Below are 14,275 nucleotides of genomic sequence, written 5' to 3' on the forward strand. Positions count from 1 at the left end.
AGGGTGATTTCGTGACCGCCGAGTCGGTTACGGGTTGTAGGAGGTGTGGGGCAGATGACGGCGTTCAACCGCGATCTACCTGCTGTCCCGCAGATTATGGAGCCCTCCCACCAGGGCTTTCGTGACGCTGCGCGGTCCGATCACTACGGGAATGATGTTGCACAGAGTCACCGTCGAAGGTCTAGGCTGGCGGCTGTCATCCCCGAAGATCCATCCATTCCTAGTGATCGAGATTTCGACGTGACGAGTGCGTTGACGCTGCCCAACGGCAGCCACCTGGCGTCGTCGGCCTGGCCGGAGTCGCCGTCCGGGTCGCAGCCTTTGCCCTTCGAGCTCGACCATATGCTCGCCCTCCGGATGCCCGGCCTCGTCGCCACCCGCCGGCACATCCACTCCCACCCGGAGCTCTCCGGCGAGGAGTTCGAGACGGCGGCCCTGATCGCCCGCGAGCTGTCCCTCGCCGGTCTGCGTCCCCGCCTGCTGCCGAAGGGCAACGGGGTCATCTGCGACATCGACGGCCGCCCCGACGGCCCGGTGGTCGCGCTGCGCGCCGACATCGACGCGCTGCCCCTGACCGATGTCAAGGACGTGCCCTACCGGTCCACGAAGGACGGCGTCTGCCACGCCTGCGGCCACGACGTGCACACCACCGTGCTGCTCGGCGTCGGCATGCTGCTGGCCCAGCTCGCCGACCTCGGCGAGCTGGACGGCCGGGTCCGGCTGATCTTCCAGCCGGCCGAGGAGATCCTGCCCTGCGGCTCGCTGGAGGTCATCGAGGCCGGCGGCCTCGACGACGTCGTGCAGATCTTCGCGCTGCACTGCGACCCCAACCAGCCCGTCGGCAAGGTCGGCCTGCGGGTCGGCCCGATCACCGCCGCCGCCGACAACGTCACCGTGCGGCTCACCGGTCCGGGCGGGCACACGGCCCGCCCGCACCTGACCGTCGACCTGGTCGACGCGCTCGGCCGGCTGGTCACCGAGGTGCCCGCCCTGGTCAGCCGCCGGGTGCCGGCCAACAGCGGGCTGCTGCTGGTGTTCGGCCACGCCTCGGCCGGCACCCGGTACAACGTGATCCCGTCCGAGGCGACCGCGTCCGGCACCCTGCGGGTGATGGACCGCGACACCTGGGACGAGGCCCCCAAGATCGTCGCTCAGGTGGTGCGGGACGTCATCGCGCCCACCGGCGCCACCGTCGACCTGGAATACCTGCGCGGCCGGCCCCCGGTCACCAACGACGCCAGGGCGATCCAGGTGCTGACCGCGGCGACCCACGCGGCGCTCGGCCCCGACGGGGTCGCCGAGACCCCGCAGAGCATGGGCGGCGAGGACTTCAGCTGGTATCTGGAGCACGTCCCCGGCGCGCTGGCCCGGCTCGGCGTCGGCCGGTCCGGCCCGAACGTCGACCTGCACCGGGCCTCGTTCGACGTCGACGAGCGGGCCATCGCGGTCGGCGTCCGGGTCATGGTGCAGACCGCGCTGCGGGCACTGGCGGCGGCGCGCTGACGGGCGGCGTCGGCGTCCGTCGCCGACGCCGCCTCAGCACCGTCAGCAGCACGACCACCGGCACGCCGAAGACCACCGCGAACGGCAGCAGCGCCCCGAGCACCGTGAGCAGCACGCCGAGCGAGGCGACGAACGCCGTCCAGCCGCCGCGCAGGCCGACCAGGAAGCCGGTGTCGGGCTCCGGGTCCCGGACGTCCGCCTCCGGCCCCACGAAGGTGACGGTGATGGTGGAGAGCGCCGTCAGGTCGGCCAGGCGGCGCTTCTTCGCCTCCAGCGAGGCGAGGTCGGCCTCCCGGCGGGCCACCTCGCTCTCCAGCGTCACCAGGTCGCCGATCGAGGTGGCCCGCGCCAGCAGCTTGCGGCCGCTCTCGACCCGGGCCCGCTGGGTGGCGATCCGCGCGTCGAGGTCCACGGTCTCCTCGGTCACGTCCTCCGTGCGGATCGCCCGCTGCTCCTGCCGGCCGAGCCGCGCCAACTCCTCCAGCACGGCCGTGAACCGCCCCGCCGGCACCCGCAGTTGCAGCTCCGCCCGGGCGTTGGCGGTTCCCCCGCTGCTGCGCTCGTCGCCGCCGACGAAGCCACCGACGCCGGTGACCGCCGTGACGGCCGACCGGGCGGCGGCGTCCACGTCGTCCACCCGTACCCGCATGGTTCCGGTGTAGATGATCGACCGCTGGTCGACCCGCAGGTCCGGCGACCCGCCCCCCGCGCCGGAGCGCGCCCCGCCGGCGTCGGCCCCCGGCTCCGCCTTCGCCCCGCCGGCCGGGGCCTCCTGCTGCGGCGCGACGGCCGCCGAGTCCTGCGCGCCGCCGTCGCCGCCGTCGGCGCTGCACCCGCCGACCGCCAGCAGCGCCACCAGGCCCACCGCGGCCCACCACCTGCGTCTATCGTGTCCGTCCATCAACAGCTCCGATCGTCTGCGCCCCCCGTCGGGCGATACGTCAGACGCGGCGCGGCACCGGGCCGGTTCCGGCAGACTGCGCTCAGAGACATCACGATTCGATCAATCGAGGAGTCACGATGCAGCTCACCAAGTACGCCCACTCCTGCCTCAGGGTCGAACACGACGGCGGGGTGCTGGTGGTCGACCCCGGCGTCTTCAGCGACCCGGCGGCGCTGGACGGGGCGGACGCGGTGCTGATCACACACGAGCACCCCGACCACGTGGATGTCGCGGCGCTCACCCGGCAGCTCGACCGCCGGCCGCTGCGCATCCACGGCCCGGCCTCGCTCGCCGGCGTCCTCGGCGACGCGGCCGAGGCCCTGGAGCCGGTCGCGCCCGGCCAGTCGTTCACGGCCGCGGGCGTGCCGGTACGCGCCTACGGCGGCCGGCACGCCGTCATCCACCCCGACATCCCGGTCGTGGACAACCTCGGATACCTGCTCGACGACGTCGTCTACCACCCCGGCGACTCGCTGGTGGCACCCGGGGACGTCCAGGTGGACACGCTCTTCGCGCCGATCCACGCCCCCTGGTCGAAGTTCTCCGAGGTCGTCGACTTCATCCGCGCGGTCGCCCCGCGGCGCGCCTTCGCCCTGCACGACGGGCTGCTCAACGACAATGGGCTCGCCGTCCTCGACCGCCAGTACGCCGCCCTCTCCGGCACCGACTACCAGCGCCTCGAGCCGGGCAGCCGGCTCGACGCCTGAGCGATGCCGCTCCCGCAGGACCTCCTCCGGCGGCTCTACACCGAGCCGCCGGAGGCGTTCGTCGCCACCCGCGACGCCGCCGTCGCCGAGGCCCGGCGCGCCGGCGACCCGGCCACGGCCCGCGAGATCGCCCGGCTGCGCCGGCCCACCGTGGCCGCCTGGCTGGTCAACCTGCTCGCCCTGCGCCGCCCCGAGCTGGTGGCCGACCTGACCCAGCTCGCCGAGGCGCTGCGCGCCGCCCAGCGCGACCTGCGCGGCCCCCGGCTGCGGGAGCTCTCCGGCCAGCGGCGGGCGGCGGTCGCCGCACTGGTCGCCGAGGCCCGCCGGCTGGCCGCCGACGCCGGCCAGCCGGCCGGGAAGCTGCCGCTGGGCGAGGTGGAGGCGACCCTCAACGCCGCGCTCTCCGACGCGGAGGTGGCCGGGCAGGTGCGTTCCGGCCGGCTGCTGCGGGCCGCCAGCTACGCCGGCTTCGGCGAGGTGCCCCGCCCCCAGCTCCGCCTGGTCACCGGCGGAGAGGAGCCGCCACCCGCCGGCCCGACCGCCGGCCCCGGCCGGCGCGCCGCCGACCGGAGGACGGGTCGTGCCGAGCGCACCGACCGCGCCGATCAGGCCGACCGGAGGGCTGGCCGCGCCGATCACGCCGACCGGAAGCCCGGCCGCGCCGATCAGGCCGACCGGAAGCCCGGCCGCGCCGATCACGCCGACCAGGCCGCCCTCGGGGCGGACCGCGCCGCCCGCGAGGACGACCGCGCCGAGCGTGCCGCCCGGAAGGCCGGTCGTGCCGGGCGGGACGCCGTCCGTGCCACCAGGGAGGCCGAGCGGGCCGAGCGGGCCGAGCGGGCCCGGCAGCGCCGGGCGCTGGAGCGGGAACTGACGCGGGCACGTGCCGACCAGGAGCGGGCCGAGGCGGAGCTGGCCGGCGCGGCGGAGGCCGAGCACGACGGCGGCGAGGAACTGGCCGGCATCGAACGCGCGCTGGCCGAGCTGGAACGGCGGCGCGCCCGGACCGAACAGGAACTGAGCCGGCGGAAGCTGGCCCGCCGGGCGGCGGAGCGGGCCGTCACCGCCGCCCGCCGCCGCACCGGCGAGGTCGAGGGCGCGATCGAGGCGGTGGACGCCGAGGACGGGGCTGCGGCGGAGGGCCCTGGCGGGGCAGACTGAACCCGATGACGCCGGAGCAGGTCGCCGCCGCGAGCAAGCCGTTGGTGCTGGGGCTCGGGGCGGCGTTCACCCGCTGCCCGGCCACCCTGCGCCGGGCCGGCCGGCTCGGCATCCCCGGGTGGGCCTTCCACGTCGCCGGTCGGGCCGGGGCGCTGGGCGACGTCCGGGCCGCCACGGTGACCGCCGCCCTCGGCTTCGTCGCCCCCGACGCCGTCGCCGACGGGTGGGACGCCGCTGCCCGGGTGCTCCGCCCGCCGGAGGTGGCGGCGGCATACCTGGCTGAGTGCTGCCGGTGGGGCACCGAGCACCTGACCGCCGTGACCGGGGTGACCCGGCTGGCGACGCTGCTGCACCGGGTGGTCGACGCGGCCGATGCCAGCGCGATGCCGCTCTTCGCCGCCTGGCGGGCCATGCCGCCGCCGGCCGACTCACCGGCCGCCCGCGCCGCCGTCGGGCTGCTGCTGCTCCGGGAACACGTCGTCGGGGCGTGCCTGCTGGCGTCGCGGGCCGCCGGGCTGACGCCGCTGGAGGCGATGCTGACCGGCCCGGAGGGGGAGTCCGCCGCGCTCGCCTGCGGCTGGCCGCCGCCGTATCCCCCGGTCGGGCCCCTGGTGCGCCGCCGGCTGTGGGCCGACGCGGTGACCGACCGCCTGATGTCGGTCGGCTTCCGGGCCCTCACCCCGGCCGAGGGCGTCGAACTGCTCGACCTGCTGACCGCCGCACACACCCACGTGCAAGGAAGGGCCCCTTCTTAACGCCTGAGGTAGAGGAGGGTCCCCTTCTCACCACGCCACGCCACGCCGAGCACGGCGGGGCGGGGAGGAGGCGGGGGCGCGGCGCGGCGGGCGAGGCCCGGCGTCGACGCGTCCGGGGGAGCCGGGGAAGAGAAAATGGGGGGCGTGGGCCCCGGGGTGGCTGCCAGGATCGCCCCGTGACCCTTCCCGCCGGCTGGGCGGCGCGCCGCCCCACCCTCGACGACGTGCCCGCGATCCTCGCGGTCGTGCACGCCGCCGACACCTTCGCGATCGGCCATCCGGACTTCGACGCCGAGGATGTCGAGGCCGCGCTGACGGCACCCCACTTCGACCCGGCGCGCGACTCCTGGCTGGTCAGCGACCCGCAGGGGCGGCTCGTCGCCTGGTCCCTGGTGGACAACCCGACCGGGGTGGGCCGGGAGTTCGTCGACGTCCTCGTCGACCCGGAGCACGGCGCGGCGGTCCGCGCCCCGCTGCTCGCCCGGATGCTGGACCGGGTCGCCGAGCGGGCCGCCGAGCGGGGCCTGACCGCGCTGACCGTCCGCGTCTCGGCGTACGGGCCGGAGACCCGGTGGGCGGGCGAGCTGGCCGAGGCCGGGTTCACCCTGGTGAAGCGGTACCTGCGGATGAGCCGGGAGCTGGCCGACCTGCCCGCCGAGCCGCCGCTGCCGCCGGGGGTGACGGTCCGCCCGTTGCGCGCCGACGACGAGGCGGACCTGCGGCTGTTCCACCGGATCTTCGACACGGCGTTCCGGGACACGCCGGACTACGAGCCGGTCGGGTACGACCAGTGGCGCGAGCACCTGCCCGCGTATGCCAGGACCTGGGACGAGTGGATCATCGCCGAGGTCGACGGTGAGCCGGCCGGCGCGTTGCAGTCGTCCGACCAGGCGTTGGAGCAGGACATGGGCTGGGTGCGCACCCTGTCGGTGCTGCCGGCGCACCGGCGGCGCGGCGTGGGGGCCGCGCTGCTGCGGCGGGCCTTCGCGGTCTACGCGGCCAAGGGGCGGCGGCGCGCCGGCCTCGGCGTGGACCTGGCCAACCCGACCTCCCCGGCGACGCTCTACCGCTCCGTGGGGCTGCGTGAGCAGCACTGGGCCGACATGTACGAGCGCAGCGTCCTCGCCACCGGCACGTGACGGGAGCCGGCCGCCACCGGGCAGGAACCCCGCCGCCGAGTGACGGGGCCGCCACCGCCGCGTGACGGGCGGCCCGGCGGTGTGGGCCAGGCGACCCGGTGCCGGGCCGCCGTGCGGCCCGATCCGGGACAGAGCAGACTTGGGGCGTGGGAGACGCGCTATGCCGACGCGGTGCCGGTGGGGCGGGACCGCAGCTCGCTGACGTAGTCGTCGGGCGCGCCCGCCTTCTCGGCGGCGTTGGCGATCTCCGACAGGTACCAGGCCGTCGGCAGGCCGCCCTCGTAGCCGTCGAAGACGTAGACCCAGGCGGTCACGTCCCCGTCGAGGGTGGAGACCCGGACGTGCAGCTTCCGGTACGTCCCGGAGGTCACCCCCTCGATCTCGTCGAGCTGGGCGGCGTCGTAGGGGTGGATGTCGTAGAGCGCCACGAACACCCGGTCGCCGGGGGACTCGACGACGGTGCTGACCGCGCCCTCCCAGCCGATCACACCCTCGCCGGCGAAGGTGAGCCGCCAGCCCTCCAGCCAGCCGACGCCGACCATCGGGGAGTGCGGGCAGTAGGCGCGCATCCGGGCGGGATCCAGGTTTGAGCCGTAGGCGGCGTAATGACGCACGGCGATGACGATAGCCCGGCGGACGGGTGGGGGAGAATACGACGGTGCGTGTCGGACGTGTCGGGGAGAAGAAAGTCACTGTGAGCATGGACGAGGGGCGACAGCTGTGAGCCAGATCGTGATCATCGGCGGTGGGCCGGCCGGGTACGAGGCGGCCCTGGTCGCCGCCCAGTTGGACGCCGATGTCACCGTGGTGGAGGCCGAGGGGGCCGGCGGCGCGTGCGTGCTGTCCGACTGCGTACCGTCGAAGACGTTCATCGCCAGCTCCGAGGTGGTCACCGGATACCGGGACACCGAGGAGTTCGGGGTGCACTCCGACGGGCTGGAGGCGGTCACCGTCGACGCCCGGACCGTGCACGAGCGGGTCAAGCGGCTCGCCCTGGCCCAGTCCGCCGACATCCACGCGAAGCTGGTCAAGGCCGGCGTCACCTTCGTCGCCGGCACGGCCCGGCTCGGCGAGGACATGCTGGGCCACACCCACCGCGTCGTCGTCACCCCGGCCGACGGCTCCGGGAAGCACTCGATCGACGCGTCGACCGTGCTGGTCGCCACCGGCGCCACCCCGCGCCAGCTCCCCACGGCCGTGCCCGACGGCGAGCGCATCCTGACCTGGCGGCAGGTGTACGACCTGCCCGAACTGCCCGAGCACCTGATCGTGGTCGGCTCCGGCGTCACCGGCGCCGAGTTCGCCAGCGCGTACCTGGCGATGGGGGTCCCGGTCACCCTCGTCTCCAGCCGGGACCGGGTGATGCCGCACGAGGACGCCGACGCCGCCATGGCGATCGAGCGGGTGTTCCGGTCCCGGGGCATGACGATCCTCAACAACTCCCGCGCCGAGGGCGTGCGGCGTACCGCCGACGGGGTGGAGGTGGAGCTGGCCGACGGCCGGCTGGTGCAGGGCTCGCACGCGCTCATCGCGGTCGGCTCGATCCCCAACACCGCCGGCCTCGGCCTCGCGGAATACGGCGTGGAGCTGGCCCGGGGCGGCTACGTCACCGTCGACCGGGTCTCGCGCACCAACGTCCCCGGCGTCTACGCGGCCGGCGACTGCACGGGCGTGCTGCCGCTGGCCAGCGTCGCCGCGATGCAGGGCCGGATCGCGATGTGGCACGCGCTCGGCGAGGCGGTCCGGCCGCTGCGGCTGCGCACGGTCGCCGCGAACGTCTTCACCGACCCGGAGCTGGCCACCGTCGGCGTCTCCCAGGACGAGGTGGACGCGGGCCGGACCCCGGCCCGTCAGGTGATGCTGCCGCTGTCGGGCAACGCGCGGGCGAAGATGGACGACCTCGCCGACGGCTTCGTGAAGCTGTTCTGCCGCCCGGCGAGCGGCCAGGTGATCGGCGGCGTGGTGGTGGCCCCGAAGGCCAGCGAGCTGATCCTGCCGATCACGATGGCGGTGGAGAACAACCTCACGGTCAACGAGCTGGCCCAGACCATCACCATCTATCCGAGCCTGTCGGGCTCGATCACCGAGGCGGCCCGTCAGCTCATGCTCCACGAGCTGGAGTAGCCGAGCCGGCTCTCTCCCGGCACCCCTCGTGGTCAGCCCGGTGGCTTCATGCGACGTCGAGTCGGATGTTTCCGATCCGGGCGACCACGTCGAGGTGTCCGCCCAGGCCGGTGACGTACGCGCGGAGGCTTTCCAGGCTGGTGTGCTGGCCGTTCTCGATCTGACTGATCCGTGCCTGGGACAGCCCCGCGGCCTCCGCGAGCTGCGTCTGGGTCAGGCCGAGCTGCTTGCGGATCTCGGCCAGCTGAGCGCCGCTGACCTTGGCAAGCATCCGTTCGCGCAGCTCCTCACGCCGGGCCACTCGTTCGGGGTGCTCCCACTCGGGGTCGATCTCCCGGGCCTTGGCCTTGACGTCCCGCCAATCCGCTCCACCGGTCATCGTTGCGCTTCCTTCAGGCTGATCAGGTGTTCCTGGAATCGCTCGTCCGCCAAGGGTACGGCCGTCCGGTACCAGCTCTGCCAACTTCCCGACTTGTCTCCGGCCACCAGGAACACCGCCTCCCGCCGAGGGTCGAAGGCGAAGATCATCCGCACCTCTGTCGATTTGCCTGAGCCGGGCCTCAGTTCTTTCATGTGATGGAAGGAACTGCTCTTGAGGCGGTCGACCAACGGGCGGCCCAGTGCCGGGCCGTGTTCGGCAAGGAGATCGATGGCCTCGCTGACCAGGTCGGCGCTAGCCGGATCGGAGCGGCAGAGCAGCAAGAACCATGTCTCGACCTCGGGATGCAGCCTCACGTCCCATACCTCACGAATATAAGTTCGACTTATTCGGCAAGGTGGGAGGCGCGCCAGGTCAGTCGGTCGGGGGTTCGGGGCGGGCGCGGCGGGTGCCGAAGGCGGTCATCGCCCAGCCGGCCGCCGCGAAGCCGGCCGCCGCGGCCCCGGCGATCACCAGCAGCTGCCACGCCGACTCGGTCAGCGCCGTGCCGCCGAGGTGCCCGATCAGCGTCCCGTAGGTGGCCCAGCCGGCCGCCGCCAGCGCCTCGTACGTGATGAACAGCCGGTAGGGGTACCGGCTGCGGCCGGCGGCGAAGCAGGCGGCCATCCGGCCGCCGGGCACGAAGCGGCAGAGCAGGATCACCAGCGGCCCCGGTTGGCGCAGCCCCCGGGTCACCCGGCCGGCGATCCGGCGGGCCCGGCCGGGCGCGGTGGTCGTCGCCGGCCGGCGGTCCGGCGCGCGCCGGCCCAGCAGGTAGCAGGCGAGGTCGCCGACGAAGACGCCGAGGGCGCCGACGCCGATGGTCACCGGCAGGCTCAGCCCGCCGTACACGGTGAGCGCGCCGCCGGTGATCATCAGAACCTGCGTGGGTACGACCGGCACGAAGGCGTCGACCGCCAGCAGGCCGAGCAGGACCAGATAGGCCCAGAGCGGCGAGGCGACGTTGGTCAGCAGCTCAGGCACGACTCCCACCTCGCCGGGTCCGGCCGATCGGATGCACCGAGCCTGCCGGCCTGCCCGGCGTCGCCGCAGCCCACCCCGGCCGCGGGTGACCGCCGACACGGCCGGCGCGCCGGTAACCTCCCCGAACGGGTGGAGGCGGTCGGCGCGTCCGTGACGAGCGGCGTACCGTTGTCGGGGCGCGGCCCCGCACGTCGGGCCCTCGTTCCCGACGTCCGGGCCGCCAGGGCCGCCGGCAGGTCCCGTGCCGGCGGCCCGCCAATGTCACGACCCTCAGCCCTGGACCGCGACGGGCCTGGGTCCCGGTTCGCCGACGGCGACCGGGTCCGGCTGGGTGAACTGGGCCTGGTAGAGCCGGTGGTACGCGCCCTGCGCCGCCAGCAGCTGCTCGTGGGTGCCCTGCTCGACGATGCGGCCGTTCTCCATCATCAGGATCAGGTGCGCGTCGCGGATGGTGGACAGGCGGTGGGCGATGACGAAGCTGGTCCGGTCGGAACGCAGCGCCGCCATGGCCCGCTGGAGCAGCACCTCCGTGCGGGTGTCCACCGAGCTGGTCGCCTCGTCGAGGATCAGCAGCGACGGCTCGGCCAGGAACGCCCGGGCGATGGTGACGAGCTGCTTCTCGCCCGCGCTGACGTTGCTGCCCTCCGAGTCGATGACGGTGTCGTAGCCGTCGGGGAGGCTCCGCACGAAGCGGTCCACGAACGTGGCCTGGGCGGCGGCCACGATCTCCTCCTCGCTCGCGCCCGGCCGCCCGTACGCGATGTTCTCGCGGATCGTGCCGCCGAAGAGCCAGGTGTCCTGGAGGACCATGCCGATCCGGCCGCGCAGGTCGTCGCGGCGCAGGGTGGTGATGTCGACCCCGTCGAGGGTGATCCGGCCGGCGTCCAGCTCGTAGAAGCGCATGACCAGGTTGACCAGGGTGGTCTTGCCGGCGCCGGTGGGCCCGACGATGGCCACCGTGTGCCCCGGCTCGGCGACCAGCGACAGGTCGGTGATCAGCGGCTTGTCCGGCTCGTACCGGAAGGAGACGCGGTCGAACTCGACGCGGCCGTGCGGGTCGGCGACCCGGGCCGGCACGGCCGGGTCGGGGCTCTGCTCCTCGGCGTCGAGCACCGCGAACACCCGCTCGGCGGAGGCGATCCCCGACTGCAACAGGTTGGCCATCGAGGCGACCTGGGTCAGCGGCTGGGTGAACTGCCGCGAGTACTGGATGAACGCCTGCACGTCGCCGAGGCTCATCGTGCCCGACGCCACCCGCAGCCCGCCGACCACGACGATCGCGACGTAGCTGAGGTTCCCGATGAAGGTCATCGCCGGCATGATGATGCCGGAGATGAACTGGGCGCCGAAGCTGGCCCGGAACAGCTCCTCGTTCTTGGCGGTGAAGGCGGCCTCCACCTCGCGCTGCCGGCCGAAGACCTTCACCAGCTCGTGCCCGGTGAACGCCTCCTCGATCTGGCCGTTCAGCTGGCCGGTGTGCGTCCACTGGTCGATGAACCGCTGCTGCGAACGCTTCGCGATCGCGCCGGTGACCACCACCGACAGCGGCACGGCGACCAGGGCGACCAGCGCCAGCAGCGGCGAGATCCAGAACATCATGGCCAGGACGCCGACCACGGTCAGCAGCGAGGTGAGCAACTGGCTCAGCGTCTGCTGGAGGGTCTGCGAGATGTTGTCGATGTCGTTGGTGACCCGGCTGAGCAGCTCGCCCCGGGGCTGCCGGTCGAAGTACGGCAGGGGCAGCCGGTTCAGCTTGTCCTCGACGTCGGCGCGCAGCCGCAGCACCGTGCGCTGCACCACCCCGGTGAGCAGCCAGCCCTGCCACCACATGAGCACGCTGACCGCCACGTAGAGGGCGAGGGCGAACAGCAGCACCCGGCCCAGGGCGGCGAAGTCGATGCCGACCCCGGGCACCACGTCCATCCGGGCCAGCATGTTGGCGAAGTTGTCGTTGCCGGCCGCGCGGGCCGCCGCGACGGCCTGCTCGGCGGTGGCCCCGGCCGGGAGCTGCCGGCCGAGCACCCCGCGGAAGATCAGGTCGGTGGCGTGGCCGAGCACCTTCGGCCCGTACGCGCTGAGCGCGACGCCGACCACCGCGAGGGCGACGATGGCGACGAGCTGGAGGCGGTGCGGCCGCAACCGGCGCAGCAGTCGCCGGGCCGACGGCCCGAAGCTGATCGACTTCTCGGCCGGCATGCCCGCGCCCATCCACGGCGGGCCGCCGCGCTGGCGGCCGGGAGGCAGCCGTTTCGGCGTGGCCGCCTCCGCCCGGGTCGCCCCGGTGGGCCGCTGGTCCGGCAGGGCCGTCATGCCGGCACCTCCGCGGTCTGCTGGGACGCGACGATCTCCGCGTACGTCGGGCAGTTCTCCAGTAGTTCGGCGTGCCGGCCCATCCCGACGATGCCCCCGTCCTCAAGCACGATGATCTGGTCGGCGTCGACGATCGTGGAGACCCGCTGGGCCACGATCACCACCGCCGCGTCCCTGGTGACCGGCCGCAGCGCCGCCCGCAGCCGGGCGTCGGTGCCGAGGTCGAGCGCCGAGAACGAGTCGTCGAACAGGTAGATCTCCGGCTTGCGCACCAGGGCGCGGGCGATCGCGAGGCGCTGCCGCTGCCCGCCGGAGACGTTGGTGCCGCCCTGCGCGATCGGGGCGTCCAGCCCCTTGGGCAGCTCGGCGACGAAGTCGCGCGCCTGGGCGACCTCCAGGGCCGCCCAGAGCTCGGCGTCGGTGGCCTCCGGGTTGCCGTACCGCAGGTTGCTGGCGATCGTGCCGCTGAACAGGTACGGCCGCTGCGGCACCAACCCGATCCGCCGCCACAGCTCGTCCGGGGCGAGGTCACGCACGTCCACCCCGTCGACCAGCACCGCCCCGGCCGTGGCGTCGACCAGCCGGGGGACCAGCGTGAGCAGGGTGGTCTTGCCGGCCCCCGTGCTGCCGATGACGGCCGTGGTGCGCCCGGCGGTCACCGTGAACGAGATGTCGTGCAGGACCGGCGCGCTCGCCCCCGGATACTGGAACCGGACGCCGCGCAGCTCCAGCGAGCCCCGGTCGGGCACCTCGGTCACCGGCGCGGCCGGGGGGACGACCGTCGATTCGGTGTCCAGCACCTCGACGACCCGCTCGGCGCAGACCGCGGCGCGGGGGATCATCATCATCATGAGGGCCGCCATCATGACGGCCATCAGGATCTGCATGAGGTATTGCAGGAAGGCGGTGAGCGCGCCGACCTGGACCTGGCCGGCGTCGACGGGTGCCGCGCCGAACCAGAGCACGGCGATGCTGGAGACGTTGAGCACCAGCAACGCGATGGGGAAGACCAGGGCCGTCAGCCGGCCGGTGCGCAGGGCGGTCGCCGTGAGGTCGGCGTTCGCGCGGTCGAAGCGCTCCGTCTCGTACGGCTCCCGGACGAACGCCCGGACCACCCGGATGCCGGTGATCTGCTCGCGCAGCACGCGGTTGACCACGTCGATGCGGGTCTGCATCAGCCGGAACCCGGGCACCATCCGCCGGATGATCAGGGCGAGCGCGAGCGCGAGCGCCAGCACCGGGACGCTGACCAGCAGCAGCCAGGACAGCCCGATGTCCTCGCGCAGCGCCATCACCACCCCGCCGACGCTCATGATCGGCGCGGCGACCAGGACGGTGCAGCTCATCAGCACGAGCATCTGCACCTGCTGCACGTCGTTGGTGTTGCGGGTGATCAGCGAGGGCGCGCCGAAGCGGGCCACCTCGCGGGCGGAGAACCGGTTGACGTGGGCGAATATCTCGGCGCGGACGTCCCGGCCGAAGCCCATCGCCGTGCGCGCACCGAGGTAGACCGCGGCGATGGAGCAGGCGATCTGCACCAGGCTGACCAGCAGCATCCAGCCGCCGGTGCGCATGATGTAGCCGGTGTCGCCCCGGGTGACGCCCTGGTCGATGATGTCGGCGTTGAGGCTCGGCAGGTAGAGCGAGGCCATGGTGCCGACGAACTGGAACGCCAGCACCGCCGCCAGCGGCCGGCGATAGGGGCGCAGGTACGCGCGGAGCAGCCGGATCAGCACGCAGAGGTCTCCGGTCTCGTGTCGGGGTTCGTCATGTCTGGTTCCTCTCCGCTGCCGATGACCTCCAGCAGGAACTGCCGGATCACGGCCGCCTTCGCCGGATCGGCGTCGACCGAGGTCAGCGGTCGTCCGGACTGCATGAGTGTGGTGAGCGCGGCGATGCGTTCCCGGCCGGCGGGGGTGAGGACGAGCCGCACGCTGCGCCGGTCGGCGTCGTCGCGCTGCCGCTCGACCAGGCCGTCGCGCTCCAGCGTGTCGACGATGCCGGTGAGGGTGGCCGGGCGGATGAAGCCCGCCTCGGCGACCGCCCGGAGCGGCAGCTCGCCGTGGCGGGCCAGGGTCAGCAGGGTGACCATGCCCGCCTGGGTCAGGCCGTGCTCCTCGGCGAGGTAGCGGTTCCACCGCTGGCCGACGACGTGGCCGGCGGTCACCAGCAGCCGGCCCAGCGGCACGTCCCCCAGCCCGATCAGGTCCATGCGCTCATGTTAGCCCCCT

The 14,275-nt window shown here is 73.8% G+C and carries 14 protein-coding genes; 6 read left to right on the forward strand and 8 right to left on the reverse strand.

Features of this window, described 5'->3' with window-relative positions; all coding sequences use genetic code 11:
- The first annotated feature begins 240 nt into the window (after positions 1–240).
- Entirely contained in the window at positions 241–1,503 is a 1,263-nt protein-coding gene (locus O7633_RS24720) for an amidohydrolase (protein WP_282324092.1), read from the forward strand.
- On the opposite strand, the gene O7633_RS24725 is transcribed toward O7633_RS24720, so the two are convergent.
- Positions 1,460–2,404 (reverse strand): DUF4349 domain-containing protein, encoded by a 945-nt coding sequence (locus O7633_RS24725; protein WP_282324093.1) that lies wholly within the window; start codon positions 2,402–2,404, stop codon positions 1,460–1,462. The two genes, O7633_RS24720 and O7633_RS24725, sit on opposite strands and share 44 nt — an antisense overlap.
- A 119-nt stretch (positions 2,405–2,523) precedes the next feature.
- Here O7633_RS24725 and O7633_RS24730 point away from each other — a divergent pair, with 119 nt between their 5' ends.
- The 4 genes from O7633_RS24730 (at position 2,524) to O7633_RS24745 (ending at position 6,208) form a co-directional block, all read left to right on the forward strand.
- Positions 2,524–3,153 carry an MBL fold metallo-hydrolase gene (locus tag O7633_RS24730; RefSeq protein ID WP_074476734.1) on the forward strand — a complete coding sequence of 210 codons (630 nt, stop codon included), beginning with the start codon at positions 2,524–2,526 and terminating at the stop codon, positions 3,151–3,153.
- A gap of 3 nt (positions 3,154–3,156) precedes the next feature.
- Positions 3,157–4,314 (forward strand): hypothetical protein, encoded by a 1,158-nt coding sequence (locus O7633_RS24735; RefSeq protein ID WP_282324094.1) that lies wholly within the window; start codon positions 3,157–3,159, stop codon positions 4,312–4,314.
- Between the two features lie 5 nt (positions 4,315–4,319).
- Entirely contained in the window at positions 4,320–5,069 is a 750-nt protein-coding gene (locus tag O7633_RS24740; protein ID WP_282324095.1) for a hypothetical protein, read from the forward strand.
- 176 nt (positions 5,070–5,245) lie between these two features.
- Entirely contained in the window at positions 5,246–6,208 is a 963-nt protein-coding gene (locus tag O7633_RS24745) for a GNAT family N-acetyltransferase (protein ID WP_282324096.1), read from the forward strand.
- A 158-nt stretch (positions 6,209–6,366) separates the two neighbouring features.
- On the opposite strand, the gene O7633_RS24750 is transcribed toward O7633_RS24745, so the two are convergent.
- Positions 6,367–6,822 carry a gamma-glutamylcyclotransferase gene (locus O7633_RS24750; RefSeq protein WP_043961858.1) on the reverse strand — a complete coding sequence of 152 codons (456 nt, stop codon included), beginning with the start codon at positions 6,820–6,822 and terminating at the stop codon, positions 6,367–6,369.
- A gap of 106 nt (positions 6,823–6,928) precedes the next feature.
- Here O7633_RS24750 and O7633_RS24755 point away from each other — a divergent pair, with 106 nt between their 5' ends.
- A complete protein-coding gene (locus O7633_RS24755; RefSeq protein WP_178063352.1) occupies positions 6,929–8,332 on the forward strand; it encodes an NAD(P)H-quinone dehydrogenase in 1,404 nt (467 codons plus the stop codon).
- 46 nt (positions 8,333–8,378) lie between these two features.
- Here the strand turns inward: O7633_RS24755 and O7633_RS24760 are convergent, their stop codons facing one another.
- The 6 genes from O7633_RS24760 to O7633_RS24785 form a co-directional block, all read right to left on the reverse strand.
- Positions 8,379–8,711: a helix-turn-helix transcriptional regulator gene (locus tag O7633_RS24760; protein WP_074476807.1), complete on the reverse strand. Its 333-nt coding sequence runs from the start codon at positions 8,709–8,711 to the stop codon at positions 8,379–8,381.
- The gene (locus O7633_RS24765; protein WP_282324097.1) at positions 8,708–9,067 is read right to left on the reverse strand and encodes a type II toxin-antitoxin system RelE/ParE family toxin; all 360 of its coding nucleotides are present in this window, start codon (positions 9,065–9,067) and stop codon (positions 8,708–8,710) included. The genes O7633_RS24760 and O7633_RS24765 overlap by 4 nt, the downstream gene beginning before the upstream one ends.
- A 58-nt stretch (positions 9,068–9,125) precedes the next feature.
- Entirely contained in the window at positions 9,126–9,734 is a 609-nt protein-coding gene (locus O7633_RS24770) for a DedA family protein (protein ID WP_074476729.1), read from the reverse strand.
- Between the two features lie 270 nt (positions 9,735–10,004).
- Positions 10,005–12,044 carry an ABC transporter ATP-binding protein gene (locus O7633_RS24775; protein WP_282324098.1) on the reverse strand — a complete coding sequence of 680 codons (2,040 nt, stop codon included), beginning with the start codon at positions 12,042–12,044 and terminating at the stop codon, positions 10,005–10,007.
- Positions 12,041–13,780 carry an ABC transporter ATP-binding protein gene (locus tag O7633_RS24780; RefSeq protein ID WP_282324099.1) on the reverse strand — a complete coding sequence of 580 codons (1,740 nt, stop codon included), beginning with the start codon at positions 13,778–13,780 and terminating at the stop codon, positions 12,041–12,043. The genes O7633_RS24775 and O7633_RS24780 overlap by 4 nt, the downstream gene beginning before the upstream one ends.
- Positions 13,774–14,256 (reverse strand): MarR family transcriptional regulator, encoded by a 483-nt coding sequence (locus O7633_RS24785; protein WP_074476726.1) that lies wholly within the window; start codon positions 14,254–14,256, stop codon positions 13,774–13,776. The genes O7633_RS24780 and O7633_RS24785 overlap by 7 nt, the downstream gene beginning before the upstream one ends.
- Positions 14,257–14,275: the final 19 nt, after the last annotated feature.

The organism is Micromonospora sp. WMMD712 (genome assembly GCF_029581295.1).
Classification (GTDB): domain Bacteria; phylum Actinomycetota; class Actinomycetes; order Mycobacteriales; family Micromonosporaceae; genus Micromonospora; species Micromonospora carbonacea.